The 22,364-nt window shown below is 60.0% G+C and carries 22 protein-coding genes and 1 pseudogene; 5 read left to right on the top strand and 18 right to left on the bottom strand.

From position 1 onward, the window contains the following. Positions 1-340: 340 nt before the first annotated feature. Positions 341-688 carry a carboxymuconolactone decarboxylase family protein gene (locus KSS97_RS16160; RefSeq protein ID WP_030140590.1) on the bottom strand — a complete coding sequence of 116 codons (348 nt, stop codon included), beginning with the start codon at positions 686-688 and terminating at the stop codon, positions 341-343. Positions 689-798: 110 nt separating this feature from the next. Here KSS97_RS16160 and KSS97_RS16165 point away from each other — a divergent pair, with 110 nt between their 5' ends. After that, positions 799-1,704, top strand: coding sequence for an AraC family transcriptional regulator (locus KSS97_RS16165; RefSeq protein WP_217859609.1), 906 nt, complete (start codon positions 799-801; stop codon positions 1,702-1,704). Between the two features lie 19 nt (positions 1,705-1,723). On the opposite strand, the gene KSS97_RS16170 is transcribed toward KSS97_RS16165, so the two are convergent. Then, positions 1,724-3,778 carry a 2Fe-2S iron-sulfur cluster-binding protein gene (locus KSS97_RS16170; RefSeq protein ID WP_217859610.1) on the bottom strand — a complete coding sequence of 685 codons (2,055 nt, stop codon included), beginning with the start codon at positions 3,776-3,778 and terminating at the stop codon, positions 1,724-1,726. A 202-nt stretch (positions 3,779-3,980) separates the two neighbouring features. Then, positions 3,981-5,588, bottom strand: coding sequence for an ATP-binding response regulator (locus KSS97_RS16175; RefSeq protein ID WP_030140588.1), 1,608 nt, complete (start codon positions 5,586-5,588; stop codon positions 3,981-3,983). A gap of 104 nt (positions 5,589-5,692) precedes the next feature. Between KSS97_RS16175 and KSS97_RS16180 the strand changes: the two genes are divergently transcribed. Further along, complete coding sequence (locus tag KSS97_RS16180; RefSeq protein ID WP_030140587.1) at positions 5,693-6,343, top strand: response regulator; 651 nt, start codon at positions 5,693-5,695, stop codon at positions 6,341-6,343. A 400-nt stretch (positions 6,344-6,743) separates the two neighbouring features. Continuing rightward, positions 6,744-7,139: a hypothetical protein gene (locus KSS97_RS16185; RefSeq protein ID WP_033864536.1), complete on the top strand. Its 396-nt coding sequence runs from the start codon at positions 6,744-6,746 to the stop codon at positions 7,137-7,139. Positions 7,140-7,207: 68 nt separating this feature from the next. Here KSS97_RS16185 and KSS97_RS28725 read toward each other — a convergent pair whose 3' ends face one another. The 3 genes and pseudogenes from KSS97_RS28725 to KSS97_RS16195 all read right to left on the bottom strand — a co-directional run bounded on the left by KSS97_RS28725 (position 7,208) and on the right by KSS97_RS16195 (position 9,501). Continuing rightward, positions 7,208-7,792 carry a methyl-accepting chemotaxis protein gene (locus KSS97_RS28725; RefSeq protein ID WP_408636545.1) on the bottom strand — a complete coding sequence of 195 codons (585 nt, stop codon included), beginning with the start codon at positions 7,790-7,792 and terminating at the stop codon, positions 7,208-7,210. Positions 7,793-7,795: 3 nt separating this feature from the next. Further along, positions 7,796-8,563 (bottom strand): annotated as a pseudogene (locus KSS97_RS28730) (PAS domain-containing protein); the annotation flags it as partial. A gap of 179 nt (positions 8,564-8,742) precedes the next feature. Further along, on the bottom strand, positions 8,743-9,501 hold the full coding sequence (locus tag KSS97_RS16195) for a hypothetical protein (protein WP_431145417.1): 759 nt from the start codon (positions 9,499-9,501) through the stop codon (positions 8,743-8,745). Between the two features lie 155 nt (positions 9,502-9,656). On the opposite strand from KSS97_RS16195, the gene yghU reads away from it, so the two are divergent. Beyond that, entirely contained in the window at positions 9,657-10,496 is an 840-nt protein-coding gene (gene yghU, locus KSS97_RS16200; protein WP_030140583.1) for a glutathione-dependent disulfide-bond oxidoreductase, read from the top strand. Positions 10,497-10,535: 39 nt separating this feature from the next. On the opposite strand, the gene KSS97_RS16205 is transcribed toward yghU, so the two are convergent. From KSS97_RS16205 to KSS97_RS16250, 10 genes are all read right to left on the bottom strand, one after another. Next, the gene (locus tag KSS97_RS16205; RefSeq protein ID WP_217859611.1) at positions 10,536-11,297 is read right to left on the bottom strand and encodes an ABC transporter ATP-binding protein; all 762 of its coding nucleotides are present in this window, start codon (positions 11,295-11,297) and stop codon (positions 10,536-10,538) included. A gap of 55 nt (positions 11,298-11,352) precedes the next feature. Next, entirely contained in the window at positions 11,353-12,063 is a 711-nt protein-coding gene (locus tag KSS97_RS16210) for an ABC transporter permease (RefSeq protein ID WP_217859612.1), read from the bottom strand. Further along, positions 12,060-12,788, bottom strand: a complete 729-nt coding sequence (locus KSS97_RS16215; protein ID WP_217859613.1) for an ABC transporter permease — start codon at positions 12,786-12,788, stop codon at positions 12,060-12,062. Before KSS97_RS16215 ends, KSS97_RS16210 begins: the two co-directional genes overlap by 4 nt. Before the next feature lie 54 nt (positions 12,789-12,842). Beyond that, positions 12,843-13,625, bottom strand: a complete 783-nt coding sequence (locus tag KSS97_RS16220; RefSeq protein WP_217859614.1) for a transporter substrate-binding domain-containing protein — start codon at positions 13,623-13,625, stop codon at positions 12,843-12,845. A 155-nt stretch (positions 13,626-13,780) separates the two neighbouring features. After that, positions 13,781-14,098, bottom strand: coding sequence for a DMT family transporter (locus tag KSS97_RS16225; protein ID WP_030140578.1), 318 nt, complete (start codon positions 14,096-14,098; stop codon positions 13,781-13,783). Positions 14,099-14,251: 153 nt separating this feature from the next. Beyond that, positions 14,252-15,454 (bottom strand): trans-sulfuration enzyme family protein, encoded by a 1,203-nt coding sequence (locus KSS97_RS16230; protein WP_198796789.1) that lies wholly within the window; start codon positions 15,452-15,454, stop codon positions 14,252-14,254. Between the two features lie 10 nt (positions 15,455-15,464). After that, entirely contained in the window at positions 15,465-16,922 is a 1,458-nt protein-coding gene (locus KSS97_RS16235; protein WP_051065987.1) for an aldehyde dehydrogenase family protein, read from the bottom strand. A 178-nt stretch (positions 16,923-17,100) separates the two neighbouring features. Beyond that, complete coding sequence (locus KSS97_RS16240) at positions 17,101-17,538, bottom strand: Lrp/AsnC family transcriptional regulator (RefSeq protein ID WP_217859615.1); 438 nt, start codon at positions 17,536-17,538, stop codon at positions 17,101-17,103. A 14-nt stretch (positions 17,539-17,552) separates the two neighbouring features. Continuing rightward, on the bottom strand, positions 17,553-18,914 hold the full coding sequence (thrC, locus tag KSS97_RS16245) for a threonine synthase (RefSeq protein ID WP_198796787.1): 1,362 nt from the start codon (positions 18,912-18,914) through the stop codon (positions 17,553-17,555). A 41-nt stretch (positions 18,915-18,955) separates the two neighbouring features. Next, on the bottom strand, positions 18,956-19,651 hold the full coding sequence (locus KSS97_RS16250) for a B3/B4 domain-containing protein (RefSeq protein WP_217859616.1): 696 nt from the start codon (positions 19,649-19,651) through the stop codon (positions 18,956-18,958). A gap of 161 nt (positions 19,652-19,812) precedes the next feature. Here KSS97_RS16250 and KSS97_RS16255 point away from each other — a divergent pair, with 161 nt between their 5' ends. Then, positions 19,813-20,415: a helix-turn-helix domain-containing protein gene (locus KSS97_RS16255; protein ID WP_198796786.1), complete on the top strand. Its 603-nt coding sequence runs from the start codon at positions 19,813-19,815 to the stop codon at positions 20,413-20,415. Between the two features lie 48 nt (positions 20,416-20,463). Here the strand turns inward: KSS97_RS16255 and KSS97_RS16260 are convergent, their stop codons facing one another. Continuing rightward, a complete protein-coding gene (locus tag KSS97_RS16260; RefSeq protein WP_030140571.1) occupies positions 20,464-21,390 on the bottom strand; it encodes a Gfo/Idh/MocA family protein in 927 nt (308 codons plus the stop codon). Between the two features lie 91 nt (positions 21,391-21,481). Beyond that, positions 21,482-22,267, bottom strand: coding sequence for a DeoR/GlpR family DNA-binding transcription regulator (locus KSS97_RS16265; protein ID WP_217859617.1), 786 nt, complete (start codon positions 22,265-22,267; stop codon positions 21,482-21,484). Between the last annotated feature and the right edge of the window lie 97 nt (positions 22,268-22,364).

A 22,364-nucleotide genomic window follows, 5' to 3' on the forward strand; every position in this document is an offset into this window, starting at 1 on the left:
CGAATTCAACGATGTGCCTTCACTAGGAGCCACCCTGCGACGGGTTAGTTTCCTCATAATGTGTATTGCACATCGGCGTCTGGTTCTCCCGGTCGACCTCCGATCCAACTGTGGGAGATTGCTCGCAAAGACGGCGGTACAGCCAACATCCCCATCAACCGAACCATCGCTATCGCGAGCAAGCTCGCTCCCACACTGGATTTCGCTTCATCACGAGTCCGGCATACACACCGATCCCTGTGGGAGCGAGCTTGCTCGCGATGGCGGCCTTACAGTCGATGAAACAACCACAAAAAAGCCCGGCCACATTAACGTGCACCGGGCTTGGCAAAGCGCAGGATCAGGCTGGTTGCTTGAGCGTGTCGTACGCCTCCAGCGAGCGTAGCGAGTAGATATACGCCGCACCCGCATTCAACGAGATGGCGGTTGCCAAGGCGGCGGCGACTTCCTCGCGGCTGGCACCGGCCTTGATGGCGGCGTCGGTGTGGACCCCGATGCATCCGTCGCAGTGGGTGGTGATTGCCACCGCCAGGGAAATCAGCTCGCGGGTCTTGGCGTCGAGTACGTTGTTTTCGCTGGCGGCTTCTCCAAGGGCCATATAGGCCTTGACCATTTTCGGGTTGCTGCGGCCCAGGGCACCAAAGGCTTTCTGGATGGTGGGCAACAATTCGGACCAATTATTGAACATGGCATTAACTCCTGAGTGGGTTGGGTGTACTGTTTCAACGCCCTCAGTTTTCCACTTGGGTGCGGGTCAGGTTTGTTCGATCCGCTCAGCTTTTGTCGCGAAACGCTCAAATGAATGCCATCGATAAACTCATCAGCCTGGCCAACGTCCGCGGCAGCCTGGACCTGCGTTGTCAGTTCCAGGGTGACTGGGCCCTGGACCACGAACAGCAGACACTCGGCAACGCGCCCTACCACATCGTGCTGGCAGGGGAATGCCGTGTTGAGTTTCCCGACGGCCAGCGCTTGCCCATGCGTGCCGGCGACATCCTGTTATTACCTCGCGGCGCCCCGCATGTCATGCACAGCCCCGGAAAAACCGTGGCGCCGACCTCGCCGAAGGTCATCAGCGGCGCCACACTGCCGATCCATCGCATCGGCGGTGCCAGCCCGGAACTGGACATGCTCTGTGGTGGGTTCCACTTCAATCGCGCCTCGCTGCTGTTCGCGTCGCTGCCCGAATACCTGGTGATCCCCAGCGGTGCGCTGCCGGCCAACGGACCGTTGCCGGCACTGGTCGACGTCATTCGCGCCGAAGCGGAGGCGAACAAAGTCGGCGCGCGCTTCCTGCTCGATGCGCTGTCCCAGGCGCTGTTCACCTTGATCCTGCGGGCCCACCTGGCGAACCACGACCAGGACAGCGGATCGCTGGCGCTGCTGGGCGATAAACGCCTGGGCCGCGCCTGGCAATCCATGTTGGACGACCCGGCCCACGAATGGACCATTCAAAGCCTGGCGGACCTGGCGAGCATGTCCCGGGCCAACTTCATGCGGGCGTTCGTCAAAGTGGCCGGCGTCTCGCCGTGGGTGCTGCTGACGCAGGTGCGCATGGAGCTGGCGTTCAGCCTGCTGAGCCACTCCCATCTGGGCCTGAGCGATATTGCCGTGCAGGTTGGCTACCAATCCCAGGCGGCGTTCAGCAAGAAATTCAAGGAACTCTATGGCGAGGCGCCGGGACGCGTGAGGCGGACGATCTAATCCGCCTGCATCGCCGGTTTCAGGCCTCCAGCACCAAAGGCTCGCTGCCCTGGGCCGGTACCGCGCAACAGATCAGCACTTCGCCATCGGCCACCGGCTCGGCGGGTTGGGTCAGGTAATGCACCTGGCCTTGGGTCATGCGGGTTTTGCAGGTGCCGCAGGAACCGCCGCGACAACTGAACTCCGGGTTCAGCCCGCGGGCCTCGGCCAGCTCCAGCAACGTCCCGCTGCCCGGTTCCCAGCGCGCCTCCTTGGCCGAGCTGGAGAACAGCACTTTCACCGGCTCACTCGCCGCCGGCACCTGTTCGGCCGCCGGTACGCTGACCCCGATATCCCGCACCAACGTGGACGGGCCGAAGGTCTCCGCGTGGATGCGATCATCCGGGATGCGCAGCTTGCGCAGGCCGTCGTACAGCGCCTGGGTAAAGGTACCCGGGCCGCACAAGTAAAAATCGTAGTCGTCCAGGGGCAACAGTTGCTTGAGCAACGCCACATCGATCCGGCCGGCCACGTCATAGCCCTGCCCGGCCTTGCCGTCGGTAGGCGGTTGGCTGATCAGGCGCAGCACCTTCAGCTTGTCACCAGCCCGCGCCACCAACTCATCGATTTCTTCGCGAAAAGCCAGGTCGGCCACGTGCCGGGCACTCTGCACCAGCCAGACCGGGCGCATGCGGCTGATGCGTTTCCCTTGGTAGACGACCTCGCGCAGCATCGACAACAGCGGCGTGATACCGACGCCCGCCGCCAGCAGCACCAACGGCCGGCGCTCGGTGGGATTCACGGTGAAGTGCCCTTGTGGCGCCCGAGCCTCGATGTCATGGCTCGCCTGGATCTGCTCATGCAGATGCGACGACACCACGCCATCGCGCTTGACGCTGATGCGCAGGAAATCGTCCGAGGGCGCGCTGGACACGCTGTAGGTGCGGATCGACGGCGCCTTCTGCCCCTCCAGCAACACCCGCACAGGCAGATGCTGCCCGGCTTCGAACCGGGGCAAGCCGGCACCGTCGGTGGTCTGCAAATAGAACGAGCGGATGTTGTGGCTTTCGTCCACCACGCGGGTGACCTGCAGCGCGCGCCAATGGGTCCGTAGCGCTTCGGCCTGCAAACGCTCGGCGGTCTGCTCCCAGCTACCGGTCATCAGTGAATTGGGCGAGTCGCCTTCGGCCTGATCCTTCCAGCGCAACGGTATCGCCGCAGGACGGTAGACAATGCGTTGCGGGGTAAACCGCAACAGCCGCTCGGCGCCCTGGAACGCGGCGATCTGCGGGTCGTCCAGCAACACCTGCGCCGAACCGCTCATTTGCAGCAGATCGCCGGTCCGGAAATCGACGAAGACCAAGCCTGCGCGAGGGTTCAGCAGGATATTGCCCAGGGTGTTGAAAAACAGGTTTCCGGAAAAATCCGGGACAGTCAGCGTCCCGTCCTCGTCCATGCGCACGAAACCGGGCTTGCCGCCGCGATGGGAAGCATCGACCTGACGCTCGCCGTCGCGCACCACGTAGGTGGCGACGTAGAACGAATCGGCCGCCGTGACCAGCCGACGAACCAGCGGATCCGCCACCGCCAGTTCCCGGGACACGGCTGGCTGCTCATCGACAAAGCTGTATTGCCGCAGATTGATGTAGCGCGGGCAGTTGCCATAGGCCTGGCTCACGGAAATCTCCAGGCCATGGTCGAGCTGGCGGCGCACCACGCCATTCATGCGATTGCGCCGACGGGTGTGCAACTCGATACCCAACATCCCGATGGCATCGCCCTCGCCCATGCCCGCCTGGGCCGGGTCCTCGGGCTGCGGATCGAAATGGATATGCAGCGTTTCAGGATCCGGTGAATTCATGAAACCGGGCTGGCCGGTGCGCAGGGTCGCCCAGACATCGCCCTGGCGATCTACGGCCCCCAGCACCACGAAAGGCAGTTGCGCATAGAACTCACGGTGCTGGTCCGGCATCCAGGTGCGCGCCAGTTGCCGCTGACCGACACCGGCCATCATCTCCACCGCCCCGACGGAGCGCTGCAAGGTCAACTCACCTTCATGCCAGGGCGAAGGTTGTGCTTTCGTGGCTTCGTTCATCAGCTACTCCTTGCGCCCCCGGCTGTGCAACGGGGTGAATGCGCTGTGGTCAGGGAGGTCCAATCACACCGTTGGCGAACGGTGTGTGCGGTGGAGCCATCTTCTGCCCAAAGCGCCGGCGCAGGAATACGCACGGATTGAAATCCACTGTTGCACGAAATGGAATGACCAGCGGCGCTGGCGGCCTGGAAGTACGTTGACGCTAGACCCGCCAGGCAAAGTGCTTGGTCAGCTCCAGCAAGGTCGCCCGCAATTCCGGCGGCCGCACCGGTTTGGCCAGGATCGAAATGTTCATGTGGTGCAGCGCGTGGCGAATGCGCTCGATCTCATGCCCGGTCATGATCATCGCCGGCACCTCCCAGCCTCGCTGCTCACGGATCGCCGCAATGCATTCGGCGCCGGAGACCTTCGTGCCCAAGTCGAAATCGGCAATGATGATGTCGCAGTCGCTGGTCACGCCAACCCCGTCGCTGTGGGTCTCGACGACACATCCCCACTTCTCCAGCAGTGCCGACGTTGCCATCAGCACGTTGGAGTCGTCTTCCACCAGGCACACCCGCAATCCTTGAAGACGATTTTGAGCGGCGACCGGCCTGTCTACAGGGGTTCTCGGCGCGATCATTTCCAAGCCTTGGATCATCGCCCGGGTGCCTTTCCCAAGCCTGGAATCCAAACGGATATCCAGGTTGATCAGGTGGCTGATGCGCTTGACGATCGACAACCCCAGGCCCAACCCCTCGACATCCTTGTCCCGCACGTGACGCACCCGGTAGAACTCCTTGAACACCTCGGGCAGATGCTCGGCGGCAATGCCTCGTCCCTTGTCATAGATGACGATCGCCAGGCCATCGCCTTTCGGACGCACGCCAATCAGCACTGGTTGCCCGGAGGCGTATTTCAGCGTGTTGGAGACGAGGTTCTGCACCATGGTCGCCAGCAAGCCGGCATTGACCTGCACCCAATGCCGACAAGGCCGCAAGCGCAACTCGACGCCGGCCCAACGGGCGGCCTCGGTGTTCTGCTTGACCACATCCTGCAGCAACGCCCCGAGGTTTACCGGTTCGGCCTGTGGTTCGAGCTGGCCGTTGTCGAGGGTGTAGATGTCGAGGATCGAACGAAACAGTTGCGACACGATGTGCAGCGAGCGGTCGATGTTGTCCACCAACCGTAGCTCCTCCCGACCGAGCCTGGCATCGCGCAGGCAGGCGGTGAACAGGCCGATGGAGTGGATCGGCTGGCGCAGGTCATGGCTGGCCTGGGCCAGGAACCGGGATTTTTCCTGATTTGCCGCAATCGCCTCCTCCGAAGCGATGCGGGTGCGTGTCAACAGGATGTGCGCGTAAGCGGGCACCACAATCGTCGTGACGATCAGGGTCAGGAACAGGAACGGCTGGCCGCGCCAGAACGGCGTTAACAGGAAAATCGCCACCAGTGTCGCCAACGCAATCAACGTCGCGATCATCAGGTAGCGCGTGCCGAAGCGCATGCCGTTGCCCAGCGTGACCCACAGCACCGCCGCGTAAAGCGGCAGTGCGCCCTCTCCGCCGACGATCAGGGCAAAGGCCAGGCTCACGTAGTCGAGCGTCATGGCGAACAGCCGACGCAGGAAAAAATGCCCCGGCCAACGCTTGATTGCCATGCGCAACGGAATCGCGACGCTGAAGAAAAAAGTCATGTACCACATGATCGGTACATAAGTCGCGAAGTCGCTGGTCGAGAGGCTCGCCACGACGAAGATATACAGCGAGGCACAGGCACCGACGGTCAATCGCAACGTGGCCTGGTCCAACTCGCTATTCTTTTCAGTCATATTCAAACGAATCTCCCGTCCTAAAAGTCTGTTTCAACATTGAAACCCAGCGCCATTGTTTAAGGTACGATGCCCAGGACTTGAAGATCAGGAGGATCTTTCGCATGACCTGCAGAGTAATCGTGGCGGATGACCATCCCTTGTTTCGCGAAGGTATGCTGAGAACGATTGAAAGGCTCTTGCCGACCGCCGTCATCGAACAAGCGGGTAATCTGGACGAAGTATTGGCGCTTGCCCGAACAGGCGCGGAAATTGATTCACTGGTACTCGATTTGCGTTTCCCGGGCATCAAGTCCCTGGACGTCATCAGCCAATTGCGCAATGAATTCAAACGCACTTCCATCATCGTGGTGTCCATGGTCGAGGACATCGACGTCATCGACCAGGTCATTGCGTTGGGCGCAGACGGTTTCATCGGCAAGAACATCGACCCGGCCGGCATCGCCGAAGCCTTCATGGCGATTCGCGAAGGCGAAGTGGTGGTGAGATACCATGCGGAGAACTCGATCCTGGGCGATGTCGAAACAACGGCGTTGTCCCAATTGACGACACGGCAACGGGAAGTACTTGGCCTGGTCGCCGCCGGCAAGACCAATAAGGAAATCGCCAAGGCATTGGGGATTTCACCCTTTACGGTTCGTATCCATGTTTCAAGCTTGCTCAAGGCGCTGGATGTCCCTACCCGCGCGGCGGCTGCCGCTCAATTTTCCAATTATCCGACCGCAAGCCAATGGCCTGGCAAACAGCAGACTTGAAGCATCGGATAACCATAAGTTTCCCTTAGTGTTTATCCGTCCTGCGCCCCATCGAAGCCATAGCACACTTGTACTATAGCTTGCGTCATTGCCCTCCCCCTAAGCTGTCAGCGCGCCATTAAAGGCCAACGCCCCGGTATATAACTTTTCACGCAACACGGCGTGCAGCCCTGCACGTTCCGACGTTTCGTGGATGGCGCTGCGTGCGGCATTGAATTGAATGATTCGCTGGCGTGCGCTGTTGGGTCAACTTCGCGCCTGGCTGGGTGAAATGGAACGGTCCTGAACATTACTCAAGGTGAGTCTTATGTCTTTCAAGTATGGAAAAACACTTAAAAACGGAATGGCACTGTGCTTGCTGGCGGGCGTCCTGGGGGGTTGTACAAACACGGGGGACTTGATGAATTCGCTGAACGCCGGCGCACAGAAATACAACGTCGGTTACCTGAAGCAAACCATCATTCCGGGCAAGACCACCAAGAGCCAGATCACCCAGATGTTTGGCGCACCGGCGAGCGAGGAGCTCAATTCGACCAGCACCAGCAATGAGTCGAACTGGACTTATGACAAAAGGGAAGAAGGCCTGGATAAATACATGAAGCTGGCTCACAAGTATGTCTCCACCGAGACGAGCCTGAAGATGTACGACACCTCCGCGCAAATTTCCAAAGCCCAGGGTGTTGCCAATGACGTCGGTAGCGTCACCGGCCAGAAAACCGGCCAGAGCCAGACCCAGGGCACCGTCTTGACCATTTATTTCGTGGATGACGTGGTGAAATATTACCGGGTCTATTGAGGCACCCGTTTTATTGAACCGTCTGGGGAGCGGTCCCTCTTGGACTCCCCCCAGACGCAGCCGTCAACCTAGCCGACCCAGCCAATTGCCGTTTTAGGAATCACTTCCGACTCGTCGAGCTTGGACGCAAACATGCTCACCGCCTCCAGCGCATCGGTGGTCCCGGCCCTGATCTGCACGATGACCGATCCCGCCTGGTCCGCCAGGGTAACGCCGCGCAGCGCGCCCTCGTGCGTCACGCTCATGCTGGCCACCGCATCGCGGGTTTCGGAGAGAATCATGCCGATCATCTCGGCGATTTCCGAGGTCGAGCGGCTGGTGCGCCCGGCCAGTTGCCGGACTTCATCGGCCACGACCGCAAAGCCCCTGCCCTGGTCGCCGGCCCGCGCGGCCTCGATGGCGGCGTTGAGCGCCAGCAGGTTGGTCTGGTCGGCGATACCGCGAATGGTGTTGACGATGGCGGTGATCTCTTCCGAACGCGCGCCCAGTTGCCCGACCAGGCGCGCGGAGGCGCCGATGTTTTCGGCGATCTGGCGCATTTCCTTGGCGGTTTGCTGGATCACCTGGGCGCCCTGTTCGGCGACTCTCTCTGTCTCGGAAGAAATGTGGTACGCACGGGAAGCACCGCGTGAATCTTCTTCGAACTTTTCCACCCGTTCGGTGATGTCACTGGCGAACTTGACGACCTTGCTCAGTTTGCCTTCCGCGTCATAGACCGGGTTATAGCTGGCTTCCAGCCAAACCACCTTGCCATGTTTGCCGAGGCGCTTGAATTGACCGCTGAAGAACTCGCCGGCATTGAGACGACGCCAGAAGTCGCTGTATTCGGAAGAGTTGACCAGGCTCGTCTCGCAGAACAAGCGATGGTGCTTGCCCTTGATCTCCGCCAGCGAGTAATTCATGGTCTGGAGGAAGTTTTCATTGGCGGTCAGGATATTGCCGCCCAAGTCAAATTCGATCACCGCCATGGCCCGATCCAGTGCCACCAGCCGGCCACGGATTTCCGCATCGCTGGCCACCCGAGCGGTGACGTCCAGTGCGTACTTGACCACTTTCGCGACTTTGCCCTGCTCATCCAGGACGGGGTTGTAACTGGCCTCCAGCCAGACATTGCGGCCTTGGCCACTGATCCGCTGGAACGTCCCGGAAACGAATTGACCGGACCGTAGCCGGTCCCAGAACTCGCGGTATTCGGCACTGCCGGCCAACGCAGGGGTACAGAAATTGCGGTGCGACAAGCCCGCCAATTGATCTTCGCGATAACCCATGGTGTTGAGAAAGTTCTGGTTGGCCCGAAGCACTTTTCCATCCGGGCTGAACTCGATCACGGCCATGGACCGTTCCAGCGCACCGACCAGTCCCTTATAGGTTGCCAAGTCGGCCGTCCTGGCCGTCAGTTCATTTTTTAGTGTTGTGTTAAACATGACGTACCCTCGACGAACCCAAGAAATTCACCGGACCTCAAAGGGCTATCGGCGAATAACTCAAGGACTGAAATGGTTCGAAGGAATTATCTTTTGACGTCAAGAAAGACTATATCGGCGCACTTACTGGACTATCGCCAAAGGAAATATAGCGACCGTACCCAGGTCTGAAAAAACGCTTATCGCGTGGAATATTTCATATTGATGATTTCACTGATTCTTTCCGGGACACCGTTGAACGCAGGCGTGACCGAGCGAATCGACTGGCCACGATAAGGCCCGTCCACCGGGAACCAGTTATGCACCACGACGACCTGCCTGGCGGCGCCGCCCGTGGTGATTTCGTTGGTGAACTTGCAGGTATCGAATGTTCCTAGCGCGGTCGTGAGGGTTTCCCGGCCGTTGTAGGTCAGCTTCTCGGAAATATCGAACTCCACCGTCCCGCCGGCACTCTGCGCCTTGTTCTTGTAGTTGACGGTGACCGTCTGGCCAGGCTGCAGATCGATCGGCGTGGCGGGCGGCGGGCTGTATGTCGAAGTCACCAGCGACGCCCCATCGCCATGCCGGTCGCCGTAGCGAATCAGTTGGCCATCCTTGATTTCCGCATAGGTCTTGGTGAGGTAAAACGGCACGTTGTTCAGATACGACGTGTGCAGTGATACCACCGGATCGGCGCCGGCAAAGGTTTCACGGGCCAGGGTCTCGGTTTTACTGCGACTGGTGGTTGGCGAAAGATTGTCGCGACTTTCCGACATCACCACGGTGCCGGGCTGGAAATCGGTCTCGCGGGTGCAGGGAGCGGACGACACGTCTGCCGCGTATGCCGCCGACACAGCGGTCATGACGGTCCATGTGCAGGCGGCAAGGGCGAGCCCCCCGGCGACACGCTTGCGATCATCGGTGTTCACGTCTGGATGGCTTGACGGTGTGTTATTCAAAAGCAGCTCCCTGTCGATTCGACTCATTTGCCCACTGCCCTTGTCTGCCTGACAGAGCGCCCATAGATTAGAGTCCATGTCTCGACGCGTGCCATAGCGCAAATGTGCTATGGCTTCGTCCCGGAACACATGCATTCAACGATAAGGTACGTTTCATGAGCCAAGCGTCTTACGTTCCGCCCAAAGTCTGGAAACATGAGGCCCCCTCGGGTGGCCAGTTCGCCAGCATCAACCGGCCTGTCGCCGGGCCGACCCATGAGAAGCCGTTGCCGGTGGGCAAGCACCCGCTGCAACTCTATTCATTGGCAACGCCCAATGGCGTGAAAGTCACGATCATGCTCGAAGAGCTGCTGGCCCTCGGGCATGCCGGCGCGGAATACGACGCCTGGCTGATTCGCATCGGCGAAGGCGACCAGTTCTCCAGCGGCTTCGTCGAGGTCAATCCGAACTCCAAGATCCCGGCCTTGCTGGACCGCAGCGTCGAGCCGCCGCTCCGTGTGTTCGAGTCCGGTTCGATCCTGCTGTACCTGGCGGAAAAATTCGGCGCCTTGCTGCCCAGCGATCCAGCCGGCCGTACTGAAACCCTGAACTGGCTGTTCTGGCAGATGGGCTCGGCGCCTTACCTGGGTGGCGGTTTCGGCCATTTCTATGCCTACGCGCCAGAAAAAATGGAGTACCCGATCAACCGCTTCACCATGGAAGCCAAGCGCCAACTGGATGTACTGGACCGTCGCCTGGCCGAAAACAGGTACCTGGCCGGCGACCAGTACACCATCGCCGACATCGCGGTCTGGCCCTGGTACGGCCAACTGGTGCGGAACAACGTGTACTCGGCGGCCGAGTTCCTGTCGGCCCACGAATACACCCACGTGCAGCGCTGGGCCGAGGAAATCGCCAATCGGCCCGCGGTCAAGCGAGGACAGCGTGTCAACCGGACCTGGGGCGATGAGGCGAGCCAGGTGCCGGAGCGGCATCGGGCGGAGGATCTGGAGTAGCCGTGACCTGACGCGTCGTCATCGGCTACCCCGGCTGCCTCACTTCAACCCATTGGACAGGAATTGCTGCAGGCGCTCGCTGCGCGGGTTGTCGAGGATCTCGGCCCCGCCCTGCTCCTCGACCTGGCCCTGATGAAGAAACAGTAGTTGGCTCGAGACCTTGCGGGCGAAGCTCATTTCATGCGTCACCATGATCATGGTCCGACCTTCCTCCGCAAGTCCCTGAATGACCTTGAGTACCTCTCCCACCAACTCAGGGTCCAAGGCAGAGGTCGGCTCGTCGAAGAGCATGACTTCGGGCTCCATTGCCAGCGCGCGGGCAATGGCGACCCGTTGCTGCTGGCCACCCGACAGAAAGGCCGGAAATTGCTCGGCCACCCGCGCCGGCAACCCGACCTTTTCCAGGTAATGCCGGGCCCGCTCCTCAGCTTCTTTCTTACCGACACCCAGCACCCGGCGCGGCGCAAGGCTGATGTTGTCGAGCACCGTCATGTGCCCCCACAGATTGAAATGCTGGAATACCATCGCCAAGCGCGTGCGCAGGCGCTGCAACTCACTGGCGTCGGCCACGTGCAACCCCAGATGATCCTTGACCATGCGAATCGGCTTGCCGTCCAGGCTCATGGCGCCATCGTTGGGGGTTTCGAGAAAATTGATACAGCGCAGGAAGGTACTTTTACCGGAGCCGCTGGCCCCAATCAGGCTGATGACATCGCCGGTACTGGCTTTGAGCGACACGCCCTTGAGCACTTCGTGGTTGCCGTAGCTTTTGTGCAAATCTTCAACGGTCAGTTTGTACATGTCGCAATCTTCTTCTTTAAGCGGATCGGGATGGACAACGTTCAGGCAGGCATGACTAATGAGCCGGGCCGAGGAAAGCCAGCCAGCGACGCTCGGCGAGGCGGAACAGGCCGACGAGTGCGAACGTCACCGCCAGGTAGATCAGCGCTGCTATGCCAAACGATTGGAAGGTCAGGAAGGTCGCGGAGTTGGCGTCCCGGGCCACTTTCAAGATGTCCGGTACCGTCGCGGTGAAGGCCACCGTCGTGGAATGCAGCATCAGAATGACTTCGTTGCTGTAGTACGGCAGCGAACGGCGCAGCGCGGAAGGCATTATCACGAAGGCGTAGAGCTTCCAACCGGACAGGCCATAGGCTTTGGCCGCCTCGATTTCACCATGGGCCATGCTGCGAATGGCGCCGGCGAAAATCTCCGTGGTGTAGGCGCAAGTGTTGAGGGCAAACGCCAGGATCGTGCAGTTCATCGCATCGCGAAAGAACGCATCCAGCAACGGCTGCGCCCGTACCGCCGCCAGGCTGTAGATACCGGTATAACAGATCAGCAACTGGATATAGAGCGGCGTCCCGCGAAACAGGTAGGTGTAGAACTGCACCGGCCAGCGCACCAGGCAACGGGATGAGACCCGGGCAATGGACAGCGGGATCGACACGATGAAGCCGACGAAAAGGGAGGCACTGAGCAGCCAAAGCGTCATCGCCAGGCCCGTGATCTGCTGCCCATCGCTGTAGAAAAACGGCTCCCCATACATCTTCAGAAGTTCGATCATCGCACGGCCTCCCGGCAACCCGTTGCATAACGCCGTTCCAAGTGACGCAGGACAACGTTGGAGACGCTGGTGATGACCAGATAGGCCAACGCCGCAAGCACCAGGAAAAAGAACAGTTGGTAGGTGCTCTTGCCCGCGTCCTGGGCGGCCTTTACCAGGTCAGCCAGGCCGATGATCGAGACCAGCGCAGTGGCCTTGAGGATGACCATCCAGTTGTTGCCCAGCCCCGGCAGGGCAAAGCGCATCATCTGCGGAAAAACCACCAGGCGAAAGCGTTGCGCCCGGCTCAAGCCATAGGCAGTGGCGGCTTCCAATTGCCCACGGGGAACCGCGAGCATCGCGCCGCGAAAGGTCTCGGTGAAATAGGCACCATAGATGAATCCGAGGGTGAGGATCCCGGCCGCGAACGGGTTGATCTCGATGTAGTCCCATCCCAGCGCGATCGTGATCATCGTCAGCCAGGTTTGCAGGCTGTAGAAAATCAGCAGCATCAGCACCAGGTCCGGTACGCCGCGAATAAGCGTGGTGTAGAGCTGCGCCGGCATGCGAAGCCAGTGCTTGCCGGAGAGCTTGGCGCTGGCCCCGGCAAGTCCCAACAGCACACTGAGCAGCAGCGAAGCGACGGACAATTTGACGGTCATCCAGGCACCGTTCAGCAACAGCGGCCCGAAGCCCTTCAGGCTGAACCCTGCGAGCTCCAACGCGTTTGATAGTGTGTCGATCATGGTCAGCAACCTCAGGCGAAAAGATGCCCATCCCCGCGGACGAGCGTCGGAGGGTCATTTGCCGCTGTAGAGATTCAGATCGCCGAAATATTGCTTCTGGATCGAATCGTAGGTGCCATCGTCATGGAGCGCCTGGATGGCCTTGTTCAACAGGGCCTTCAAGTCGGCGTTGCCCTTGGCAATGCCGATGGCCGTCTTGGCCGGCAGGTAGGGGCTGTCCACGGTGTTGCTGAGTTCATAACCGGCACTTTGAGGCGACGCCATGAAACCCAGTTTCGCTTGCAGCGTGTCCTGAATGGAGGCGTCCAGGCGCCCCGCCACCAGGTCGTAATAAACCTGATCCTGATTCTGGTAGGACTGGGTTTTCACACCCGCTTTCTCCAGGACAGATTTTGCGTAGGCCTCCTGGATGCTGCCCTGGAAATAACCGACGGTCTTGCCCTTGAGCGAAGCCACCTCCTCGCTCAGCCCCGAGCCTTTCTTGAACACGTAGGAGGTAGGACCGGAAAAGAGTTCGTCCGAAAAGTCGATGGCTTTTTCGCGTGTGGGGGTCACGGTCATGGAAGACAGGATGCCGTCGAACTTGCCAGCCCTCAGACCAGGAATAAGACCGTCGAAATCGCTATCGACCCAGACGCACTTGACTTGCAGCCTGGCGCAAATAGCGTTGCCCAGATCGATATCAAACCCTTTGAGGCTGCCATCGGCCGATTTGGATTCGAAGGGCGCGTAGTTGGCATCGACACCAAAGCGCAGTGTCGTGTAGTCCTTGGCCGAAGCCACGCCCACACATAACGGTAACAGCAGGACCGCACACAACTTTCTCAACGAAATCATAAATACATCCCTAACTATTGTAATTGGATTAAGGGCAATCGATGTCGGGCACTGGTGTTCCACGAGCGCAACGATTTCGACTTGAACATTACCGGAGCGTCGCGGTTTTACGAATATGGCAAAGTGAACGATATTACGAGCAAACCGCTCGCCTTTCAGGCAGAAACCAACTTCATCATCAACAAACCACTGACAATCAGGACCGCAGCCACGACCCGCGACAGGCTGGCCGGCTCGCCCAGGAAAATGATGCCTGCCGCGAACGCTCCCACCGCGCCAATGCCTGTCCAGATGGTATAGGCGGTGCCGAGCGGCAAACTTTTCATTGAATAGGACAGCAAGGCAAAACTGGCAATGACCGTTATCAGGGTAATCACCGTCGGGCCGACCCGAGTTAATCCATCGGACTGTTTCATCGAAAACGCCCAAACCACTTCAAGTAATCCAGCAATTATTAAACTCAGCCAAGCCACAATCCAACTCCATTAAATACATGGGCAATTATCCAGGGGCACTCAGCAATGACTGAATGAGATAATTGCTCATAATCTTATTAAAAGAACCCCCGCTGGTACGGGGGCAAAGACGGGTTGACCAAACCCTGTTGCGCGACCTGATCAGCCAAATTACTTGAATGTTTCATCCAGCGCGGCGGTGATGTCGCTGATCAGATCTTCGGGATCTTCCAAACCGACCGAAAAGCGCAAATGCCCGTACTGGCGGAATTCTTCAGGGTACTTGTCGAAACCGCCCCGGCCCTCCGCGCCGACGTGCACGATCAGCGACTCATCATGCCCCAGTGATACCGCTGACGTGATGATGCGCAGGTTCGAGACAAAGCGGTTTTGCGTGTCCGGATCGCCTTTCACCGCAAACGCCATCATGGCTCCGTACCCCTTGCCGGCGAACTGTCGGCGCGCCAATTCATGCTGGGGATGAGACGCCAGCCCGGGGTAATAGACGTAGGCGATGCGATCGTCGGAGTCGAGAAATTCAGCGATTTTCCCGGCGCTGCTCAATAGCTGGTTCAGGCGCAGCGGCAGCGTGACCGAGCCGCGCATGATCATCCAGGCGTTGAACGGCGAGATGGTCGCGCCGAGGTCGACGAGCGCATCGTTCTTGATCTTGTCGATCATCCGTTGGGTGCCGATCACCACGCCCCCCATGGCATCGCCGTGGCCGTTGATGTATTTGGTCAACGAGTGCACGACAAAATCGACGCCCTGTTGGCTGGCGCGGAAAAATGGCGGGGGCGTGAACGTCGCGTCCACGCTGATCAACGCGCCGTGGGCATGGGCAATTTCAGTCAGCGCTCCGATGTCCGCCACCTTGGTGGTCGGGTTGGCGATCACTTCGGTGTGGATCAGCCGGGTATTGGGCCGTAGGGCCTGGCGTACCGAATCCAGGTCACCCACGTCGACGAACGTCGCTTCGATGCCGTAGCGCTCAGGCAGCAGTTCCGCAAAGAGCCGCCAGACCGCCTGATAGGTAATATCACTGACGATGACGTGATCGCCGCTCTTCAGGAATGAGAAGAACACCGAATGCAACGCCGCTACGCCGGTGGCGAATACCACAGCCGCTTCACAACCTTCGAGTGCGGCGAGTTTTTTCTCCAGGCACACCTGGTTATGACCTTGGTTGCGCGTGTACACCAGCCCGTCCGGACTCGACCAGTCCATGGTGGCCGGGTCTTCAGGCAGCAGATAAGAGTTGGCCATCACCAGGGGCGTGCGAACCGCGCCACTGGTGGCGTCGGCAACGTTGCCGCCATGCACCGCCAGGGTGGCCGCAGACAGCGAGGACAGGTTCTTTTTATCAGGACGCATGGGTATTTCCTCAGAAGGATGTTGTTGTCTTGCCGGGTGAAAACACGCTTGCACCGGTGCCTGTATGGTTAAGGCAGACGACCTTGGGCTGGGTCATCTCCTCGTAGGCAAAACGCACGCCTTCGCGGCCCATGCTTCCGTATTTGAAGCCGCCGAAAGGCATCGCATCAAAACGGAAGTCCGACGAATCGTTGATCATCACACCACCCGCCTCCAGCCGTTTGGCGGCGCTCAGGGCAACGTTCAGGTCTCGGGTGAAAATGCCGGCGTGCAGGCTGTATTGCGGCTCATTGGCCAGCGTCAACGCCTCTTCCAGCGAGCCCACCGATTGCAGCATCACCACCGGGCTGAAGACTTCCTCGTACCAGAGCGGACAATCGCAGCCGACGTTTTCCAGGACCGTTGGCGAATACAGCGAGCCCACGCGCAGGTTGCCGAACAGCAACGTGGCGCCGTGATCAACCGCTTCGTTGACCAACGCTTCAGCGCGCTTGGCCGCCGCTTCGCTGATCATGGGGCCGACGTCCGTGCGCTCGTCCGCAGGATCGCCGACGACCAGTGCGCGGGTCTTTTCGACAAAGCCTTTTTTGAAGGCGTCAAAGGCCGGCGCCTCGATCAAGATGCGTTGAGTGCCAATGCAGTTCTGCCCCGCTGCCCAGAACGCACCCGACACGCAGGCGTCAATGGCAGCGGCAAGGTCGCTGTCGGCCATGACGATTACCGGCGCATTGCCGCCCAAGTCCATTGCCAGCTTCTTCAGGCCGGCGATACGGGAAATCTGCTCACCGGTGACGAAGCCCCCGGTGAACGAAACCATGCGCACCGCGCGGTGCGCGACCAGGGCCTTGCCCAACGCAGCGCCACCTGTCGCAACGCTGACCACGCCGGGCGGCAAGCCGGCGTCGATCAGACAACCCACCAGTTTGATCGCCGACAGCGGCGTCAACTCGGAAGGCTTGAGCACGACCGCGTTGCCACCTGCGATGGCCGGTCCGAGCTTATGGGCCACCAGATTCAGCGGATCGTTATAAGGCGTGATGGCGACAATGACGCCGAGCGGCTCGCGGGTGTACCAGCCCTGGCGGGACTCCGACCCGGCGTAGGCATCGAACGGGATCACCTCGCCGGCATTGCGCCTGGCTTCCTCAGCGGAGAGTTTCAAGGTGTTGATGCAGCGCGAGACTTCCTTCCTTGCTTGCTTCAAGGTTTTCCCGGACTCGGCCACGATAAGCCGGGCAAACGCATCCCTGTCGGCTTCGACACCTGACGCGGTGGCTTCCAATATCCGCGCCCGTTCATGTCGCGGCAGCTCCCTGGCAACCAGGGCCCCCAGCAGTGCCGTGTCAATCAGCGGGGTCGCTGATGAAGCGGGCATGTCCATCACCTCACCCACTGGAGAACCGTCAAAGGGGTTGCTAACAACCATCGCCTTATAATCAGCCGCGAGCGAGAGACTCAAATTATTCATAATGATGGACCTGTTGTTTCAATACCAAACAGGTAACTGCACAGTCAGCCACGGCACGTTCTCGTTGTTATAGTTAGGTACTGACGATGATAATTCCGCCATTGATGTTTACGAAGATGGCAAACAGCGCGTTATTACGAGCAATTTGCTCGCGCATCGGCACACTTCGCTTTTCGGTTTACTTAGTGCAAGACAAGACGAAAGACGTGACGGTATTCAATACACCCGGCAACGCCGAGATCTCGCTCCAGACTTTGTGGATGCGATCCGAATTCAGCGCCTCTACGGTCAAGACGATGTCGAGATCACCGCTCATCACGTTGCAGGACGTGACTTCGGGCATGGTGGCCACTGACCGGACCACCTCGGCATCGCGCATCCGGTCCTTTCGATAGACAAAGACCAGCGCCCTGATAGGCCCTGCTTCCGCCGCCGGCGTGCCCTTGACGATGGTATATCCCCGGATATAACCATCGCGTTCCAATCGCTCAATCCTGAGTCGCACGGCATTGCGCGACAAATTGACTTTCAATCCGATTTCATTATGGGCAAGCCGTGCATGACGGGTCAGCTCATCCAGTATTTTTTCATCAACTTTATCGAGAACACGTTTCATCGCTGACTCCGGTTTTATAACGAGCGAGACTCCGTGTCTTTGGACAAGTCATCAATAAACTGCACCAGCGCGGCTATATCATTGGGTATTGAAATACAACTTCGGTCGGACAAACGCTGCAGCCCGGCATCACTGATCGATGGATGGGTGGTCGCCAGGCAAATCATCGGAATCAGCAAGCTGCGCCGGCTGACACGCGCCGCACGCAAGCCTATGGCCGTGGGTGGACTGATCAGGTAACCGCTCTGCACGAAAACCTCATGGATGCTATTGAAGGCATCCGCATCCTCCACAGCGAGGGAGTCGAACAATTTGCGCGCTTGCAGCCATTCGTCCTGTTCCAATTGGATCCGCCCGTCTTCCTCCAGCCGCTCCATGTTCCTGGCGACTTTGTTCCCGCAACCATTGAGCACACTCCATTGCAACCGCTCGAAGTTCGAAGCCACGGAGACGTTCATGCACGGCGTCTGGGTGGCGCGGATTTCATGGCGGCGGTAGAGGTTGTTCTGCAGGAATTCGTGCAGGCCCGCATTGGCGTTCGTGGCCACGATCAATTGCCTGATGGGCAAGCCCATTTCCCTGGCCACATACCCTGCGTACAGCGCACCGAAGTTGCCGGTGGGCACGCTGAAGGCCACCTCCCTCTTTGGTGCCCCGAGTTGAAGCGCCGAATAGAAAAAGAACGACAGGTGCGCCAGTACCCTTACCCAATTCACCGAATTGAAGGAGATGAGCGATTTGCGGGTTCGGTGGCTGCCCTTGAGGAACTTCTCGCATAACCGATGGCAATCGGCGTAGTCCCCGTCGACTTCGATGTTGATGACGTTGGCTTGCCCGGTGCTCAACAAACGCCGTCGATGCGCCTGCGTCATGCCCCGTGACGGGTGCAGTACGACCAGTGTCACGCCTTGCACGCCGTTAAAAGCCTTGATCGCCGCCGCACCGGTGTCGCCGCCGGTGCAGCCCACCACCAAGGCCTCCTTGCCACTCTTGGACAACGTGTACTCAATCAGACGGGCCATCAGCTGTAGGCCGAAGTCCTGATAGACGTTGGCAGGCCCGTGAAACAACTCCAGCACCCACTCGTTAGTCGCCGTCTGGTAAAGCGGCGCGACCGCCCTGCTCTTGAAGCCGCAATAAGCCTGCTCGACGATTCGGAACAACTGCTCCCGAGGTATCCAGTCGCCCAGGAAAGGACCGATCACCTCGCAGGCCAGCTCATGGAAAGGCAGCCACTCCAGCCGGGAAAGCGCCTGATCCGTAAACCGAGGCACCTTGCCAGGAACGAACAATCCGCCATCCGGGGCATACGCGCCCATGAGCACTTCGCTGAATGCGTAGGTCTTGCCGGGTGTCCGCGTGCTGACGTAGTTCATGAATGAGACACCCTCTTGCCCCCTGCGGGACAACCTGTTGTTCAGTGAGCGCCAGGACCGACCAATGCACTCTCGATCTGTACACCCGGCATCATCGCCTGCAACCCTTCGATCAGCCTGTCGCCCGCCTCGGTCAACGCTTCGAGCGGCATCGTCGGCAGGCTTTCGAGGATGAACCACATGTGCCTGGCGTCCGCATCGAGGCGTGTCCTGACGCCCTGTCGCCAGTTCCAGCGACGGCACGTCACACCCTGGTCGTCGCGCCAGACCACTTCGCCGGCGTCTGGAAATTCATGGGCGGGCGCGCCTTCTTTCATGGTGTCGAACGGTTCGGAGCCGTCGGCGATCACGAGCCGCGGCGAGCCTACGTAGGCCTCGATATTTTCGCCGCCGACGGGGATCGCGTACTCGATGCTGATGGCGTTGTAGAGATCGACGACGGGATCCAGGCTCGGCAAGCTGCCGTCCCGCAGCACGCGCTTGCGCAGGGCCTCGGCCGAGCATGGCGTGCGTTGTGGCTTGGCGCCGAACTGTCGAAACGTGTCGGCCCATTGCTGCAGGTGGGCCTCACCCCAGGCGGGACCGCCGGCCAGCACCGATTGGCAGGCACGATCCAGGGCCGTGCGGGCGACGTCCGGTTGGGTCAGCGGCGCAGCCTGCACCACGATGCTCAGGGCCCTGAACCCGGGCGCCAGCTCGGCAACGGCTTGGTCGATCAACGGCAGTACTGACAGCATCAAGGTTCTCCAGCGATCCAAATTGGCTTTCATGCTAGTCATCGCCGACAGCCAAAGTCAATATATCGACTTTTCTGGTCGATAAACTCCGACGAGCTGATTGACGACGCCACCGGCAACCGTCGAGAATCCTGGCCTATCTTCCTCACGACTCTTTGGTGATGACCCTGAATACCACTCTATCGACCACGCCTGGCGCGGATGCCCACGCGGTGAGCCTGGCCGTTGCCCGCACGCTCAAGCAGACGCGCAAGGCTCAGAAAATCACCTTGGACGAGCTGTCCCGGCGCTCGGGCGTCAGCAAAGGGATGGTGGTCGAGATCGAGAAATGCACGGCGAACCCGAGCATCGGCATCTTGTGCAAGATTGCTGCGGCGCTGGGCCTTTCAGTGGCGGATATCGTCAACGTGGCGGAGCCACCGTCGGCCCACATCATCGACAGCCAGGACATCCCGACGCTGTGGACCGGGGAATTGGGAGGCACTGCACGCCTGCTCGCCGGGACGACCGGCCCGAACATGATCGAGTTGTGGCGCTGGGAGATGTTCCCGGGCGAATCCTTTTCTTCAGCCGGACACCCTCAAGGCACGCTTGAGCTGTTCCATGTCGAGAAAGGCACGTTGAAGTGCGTAGTGGGGGAAACAGAACTGGTGATTCCCGCCGGAAGCTCGGCGGTCGCGAAAACCGATGTCGCCCACGCCTATTCCAACGCGGGCAAATCGAAGCTGGTCTTCACCATGTCGGTTGCCGAAATACATCAATAGGCATGTAGCGCGCCGATCGTCGCCAGGACGATCGACGCGTGGGCAAGATCAATCGTAGAACGGCTCGACCAACGTCCGGCTACCGACGAAAAAGCTGTCCGCAACCAGGCGTAGCGGTTGCAGGTCCATGTCGCTGGCCTTGGCACCGATCAGTTGCTGGAAATGCCGGTACACCGCCGCGTATTCGCCCTCCTCCGACACCGCCTGGCGTACACCGTCGATGCTTAACAGCGCGCCGCCGTTGTCCAGGCGCAAGGTGCCTTCGGCGCAACGAATCTCGATGCTCCAGAGCTCGTCATGACCATGGTCGAAATCGAACTCCGCGCGGATGTCGAGATGGCCGGCGTCGGACATCTTGATGCTGGCGGCAATCGGCGACTGGCAGTTATCGGGGACGCGCAGTTCGGCGGACTCGACGAACAGAGCGCGGGGCAGCAAGTGGGTAGCGATGGACAAGGCATTGATGCCCGGATCAAACACGCCCAAGCCGCCGGGCTGCCAGATCCACGCCTGGCCCGGGTGCCATTTGCGCACGTCTTCCTTCCAGTCGATCTGGACACTTTGCAGCGTGCGGCTAGTAAGCCAGTCGCGGGCCGCCTCGATGCCGGGCGCATAACGCGAATGCCAGGCGAACAGGCCGCTGACGCCCTTTTCACGCGCCTGCTCGACCAATTCCATCGCTTCGCCCAAGGTGGCGCACGGCGGCTTTTCCACGAGCACATGCTTGCCCGCTTCCAGCGCCTGGCGAACCAGGCCGAAGCGCCCTTGCGGCGGCGTGCAGAAGGCAATCGCATCGACGTGCGGACCGTTTTCCAGCAACTCGCCCAAGGACTGGAAGTTCTCCACGCCGGCGCACGGCTGCCCTTGCGTGGCGACCGCCACCAGCTCGAACGCAGGGTTGGCGCGGATGGCGGGGACGTGTTGATCCTGGGCGATCTTGCCGTAGCCCACCAGGCCGAGACGAATCGGTTGCATCGATGACTCCTGACTTTTGTAGTTGTGATGGGGCAGCAAACTAGACGTAAATCGGCTGGCGGACAATGGGCTTGTATCCCATCGTTTCACCTCAGGCCTTGGCGGGCGCCTTCATGACTTTGGATATCCGCGCCAAAAAAGGATCGAGTCGTTCGTGCGGCGCATCGTGCTCCACCACCAGCGCGGTGACTTCTTCGCAGGATGCGACCTGGTAATGCGCAACGCTGGATAGCTTTTGGTTGGTGACCGCCACCACCACCTGACCGCTCGCAGCGACCACCGCGCGCTTGAATTCGGCGTCGTCCAGGCCAAACGCCGTGACACCGTTGTCCGGGTCGATGGCGCAGGCACCCACGAAACACACATCGAAATTGAACTGGCGCAATTGCTGGACAGCCGCCAGCCCGATCGCGCCGCCCGCAACAGGGTTCAGGCGACCACCCAGCAGGATGACTTCGGCGCTGGGCAGCTTCATCAGCTCCACCGCGATCAACGGCGAGTTGGTGGTGAGGGTCAAGCGCAGGCCTGGATCGATAGCGCGGGCGATAGCCAGGTTAGTCGACCCGGCATCAAGGAAGACGTGCTGGCCCGCGCTGAGCAGCGAAGCCGCAGCGCGGGCAAGATTGTCCTTGCGGGCCGAGTCCTGATGGATTCGGACGTCTATCGGCACTTCGGCCGCCGGCAAGCGAATCGCACCGCCATAGACGCGCTTGCATAAACCGGCCGCAGCCAAAGCGCCCAGGTCGCGACGTATCGAGTGTTCGGAAACGTTGAATTCACTGGCCAGATCAGCCGCGATGACCCGGCCATACAGGGCAAGCCGCTCGCTGATCAATCGTTGGCGTTCGCCGGGGAATACTTCGAGAGGGGTACTCATGGGATCCACAACCTGCATAAACGAGCACAAATAGACACAACCGAGCGCAATATGCCTCGTCTCCATCGGTTCGTCAAACCAGCTCGGCACCCAAGCC

The organism is Pseudomonas alvandae, assembly GCF_019141525.1.
GTDB lineage: Bacteria > Pseudomonadota > Gammaproteobacteria > Pseudomonadales > Pseudomonadaceae > Aquipseudomonas > Aquipseudomonas alvandae.

What these genes read in the sequence shown, in the direction of transcription:
- KSS97_RS16160 (WP_030140590.1), bottom strand. Translation starts at nt 688, where the DNA reads ATGTTCAATAATTGGTCCGAATTGTTGCCCACCATCCAGAAAGCCTTT.
- KSS97_RS16165 (WP_217859609.1), top strand. Translation starts at nt 799, where the DNA reads ATGAATGCCATCGATAAACTCATCAGCCTGGCCAACGTCCGCGGCAGC.
- KSS97_RS16170 (WP_217859610.1), bottom strand. Translation starts at nt 3,778, where the DNA reads ATGAACGAAGCCACGAAAGCACAACCTTCGCCCTGGCATGAAGGTGAG.
- KSS97_RS16175 (WP_030140588.1), bottom strand. Translation starts at nt 5,588, where the DNA reads ATGACTGAAAAGAATAGCGAGTTGGACCAGGCCACGTTGCGATTGACC.
- KSS97_RS16180 (WP_030140587.1), top strand. Translation starts at nt 5,693, where the DNA reads ATGACCTGCAGAGTAATCGTGGCGGATGACCATCCCTTGTTTCGCGAA.
- KSS97_RS16185 (WP_033864536.1), top strand. Translation starts at nt 6,744, where the DNA reads ATGAATTCGCTGAACGCCGGCGCACAGAAATACAACGTCGGTTACCTG.
- yghU (WP_030140583.1), top strand. Translation starts at nt 9,657, where the DNA reads ATGAGCCAAGCGTCTTACGTTCCGCCCAAAGTCTGGAAACATGAGGCC.
- KSS97_RS16205 (WP_217859611.1), bottom strand. Translation starts at nt 11,297, where the DNA reads ATGTACAAACTGACCGTTGAAGATTTGCACAAAAGCTACGGCAACCAC.
- KSS97_RS16210 (WP_217859612.1), bottom strand. Translation starts at nt 12,063, where the DNA reads ATGATCGAACTTCTGAAGATGTATGGGGAGCCGTTTTTCTACAGCGAT.
- KSS97_RS16215 (WP_217859613.1), bottom strand. Translation starts at nt 12,788, where the DNA reads ATGATCGACACACTATCAAACGCGTTGGAGCTCGCAGGGTTCAGCCTG.
- KSS97_RS16220 (WP_217859614.1), bottom strand. Translation starts at nt 13,625, where the DNA reads ATGATTTCGTTGAGAAAGTTGTGTGCGGTCCTGCTGTTACCGTTATGT.
- KSS97_RS16230 (WP_198796789.1), bottom strand. Translation starts at nt 15,454, where the DNA reads ATGCGTCCTGATAAAAAGAACCTGTCCTCGCTGTCTGCGGCCACCCTG.
- KSS97_RS16235 (WP_051065987.1), bottom strand. Translation starts at nt 16,922, where the DNA reads ATGAATAATTTGAGTCTCTCGCTCGCGGCTGATTATAAGGCGATGGTT.
- KSS97_RS16240 (WP_217859615.1), bottom strand. Translation starts at nt 17,538, where the DNA reads ATGAAACGTGTTCTCGATAAAGTTGATGAAAAAATACTGGATGAGCTG.
- thrC (WP_198796787.1), bottom strand. Translation starts at nt 18,914, where the DNA reads ATGAACTACGTCAGCACGCGGACACCCGGCAAGACCTACGCATTCAGC.
- KSS97_RS16250 (WP_217859616.1), bottom strand. Translation starts at nt 19,651, where the DNA reads ATGCTGTCAGTACTGCCGTTGATCGACCAAGCCGTTGCCGAGCTGGCG.
- KSS97_RS16255 (WP_198796786.1), top strand. Translation starts at nt 19,813, where the DNA reads ATGACCCTGAATACCACTCTATCGACCACGCCTGGCGCGGATGCCCAC.
- KSS97_RS16260 (WP_030140571.1), bottom strand. Translation starts at nt 21,390, where the DNA reads ATGCAACCGATTCGTCTCGGCCTGGTGGGCTACGGCAAGATCGCCCAG.
- KSS97_RS16265 (WP_217859617.1), bottom strand. Translation starts at nt 22,267, where the DNA reads ATGAGTACCCCTCTCGAAGTATTCCCCGGCGAACGCCAACGATTGATC.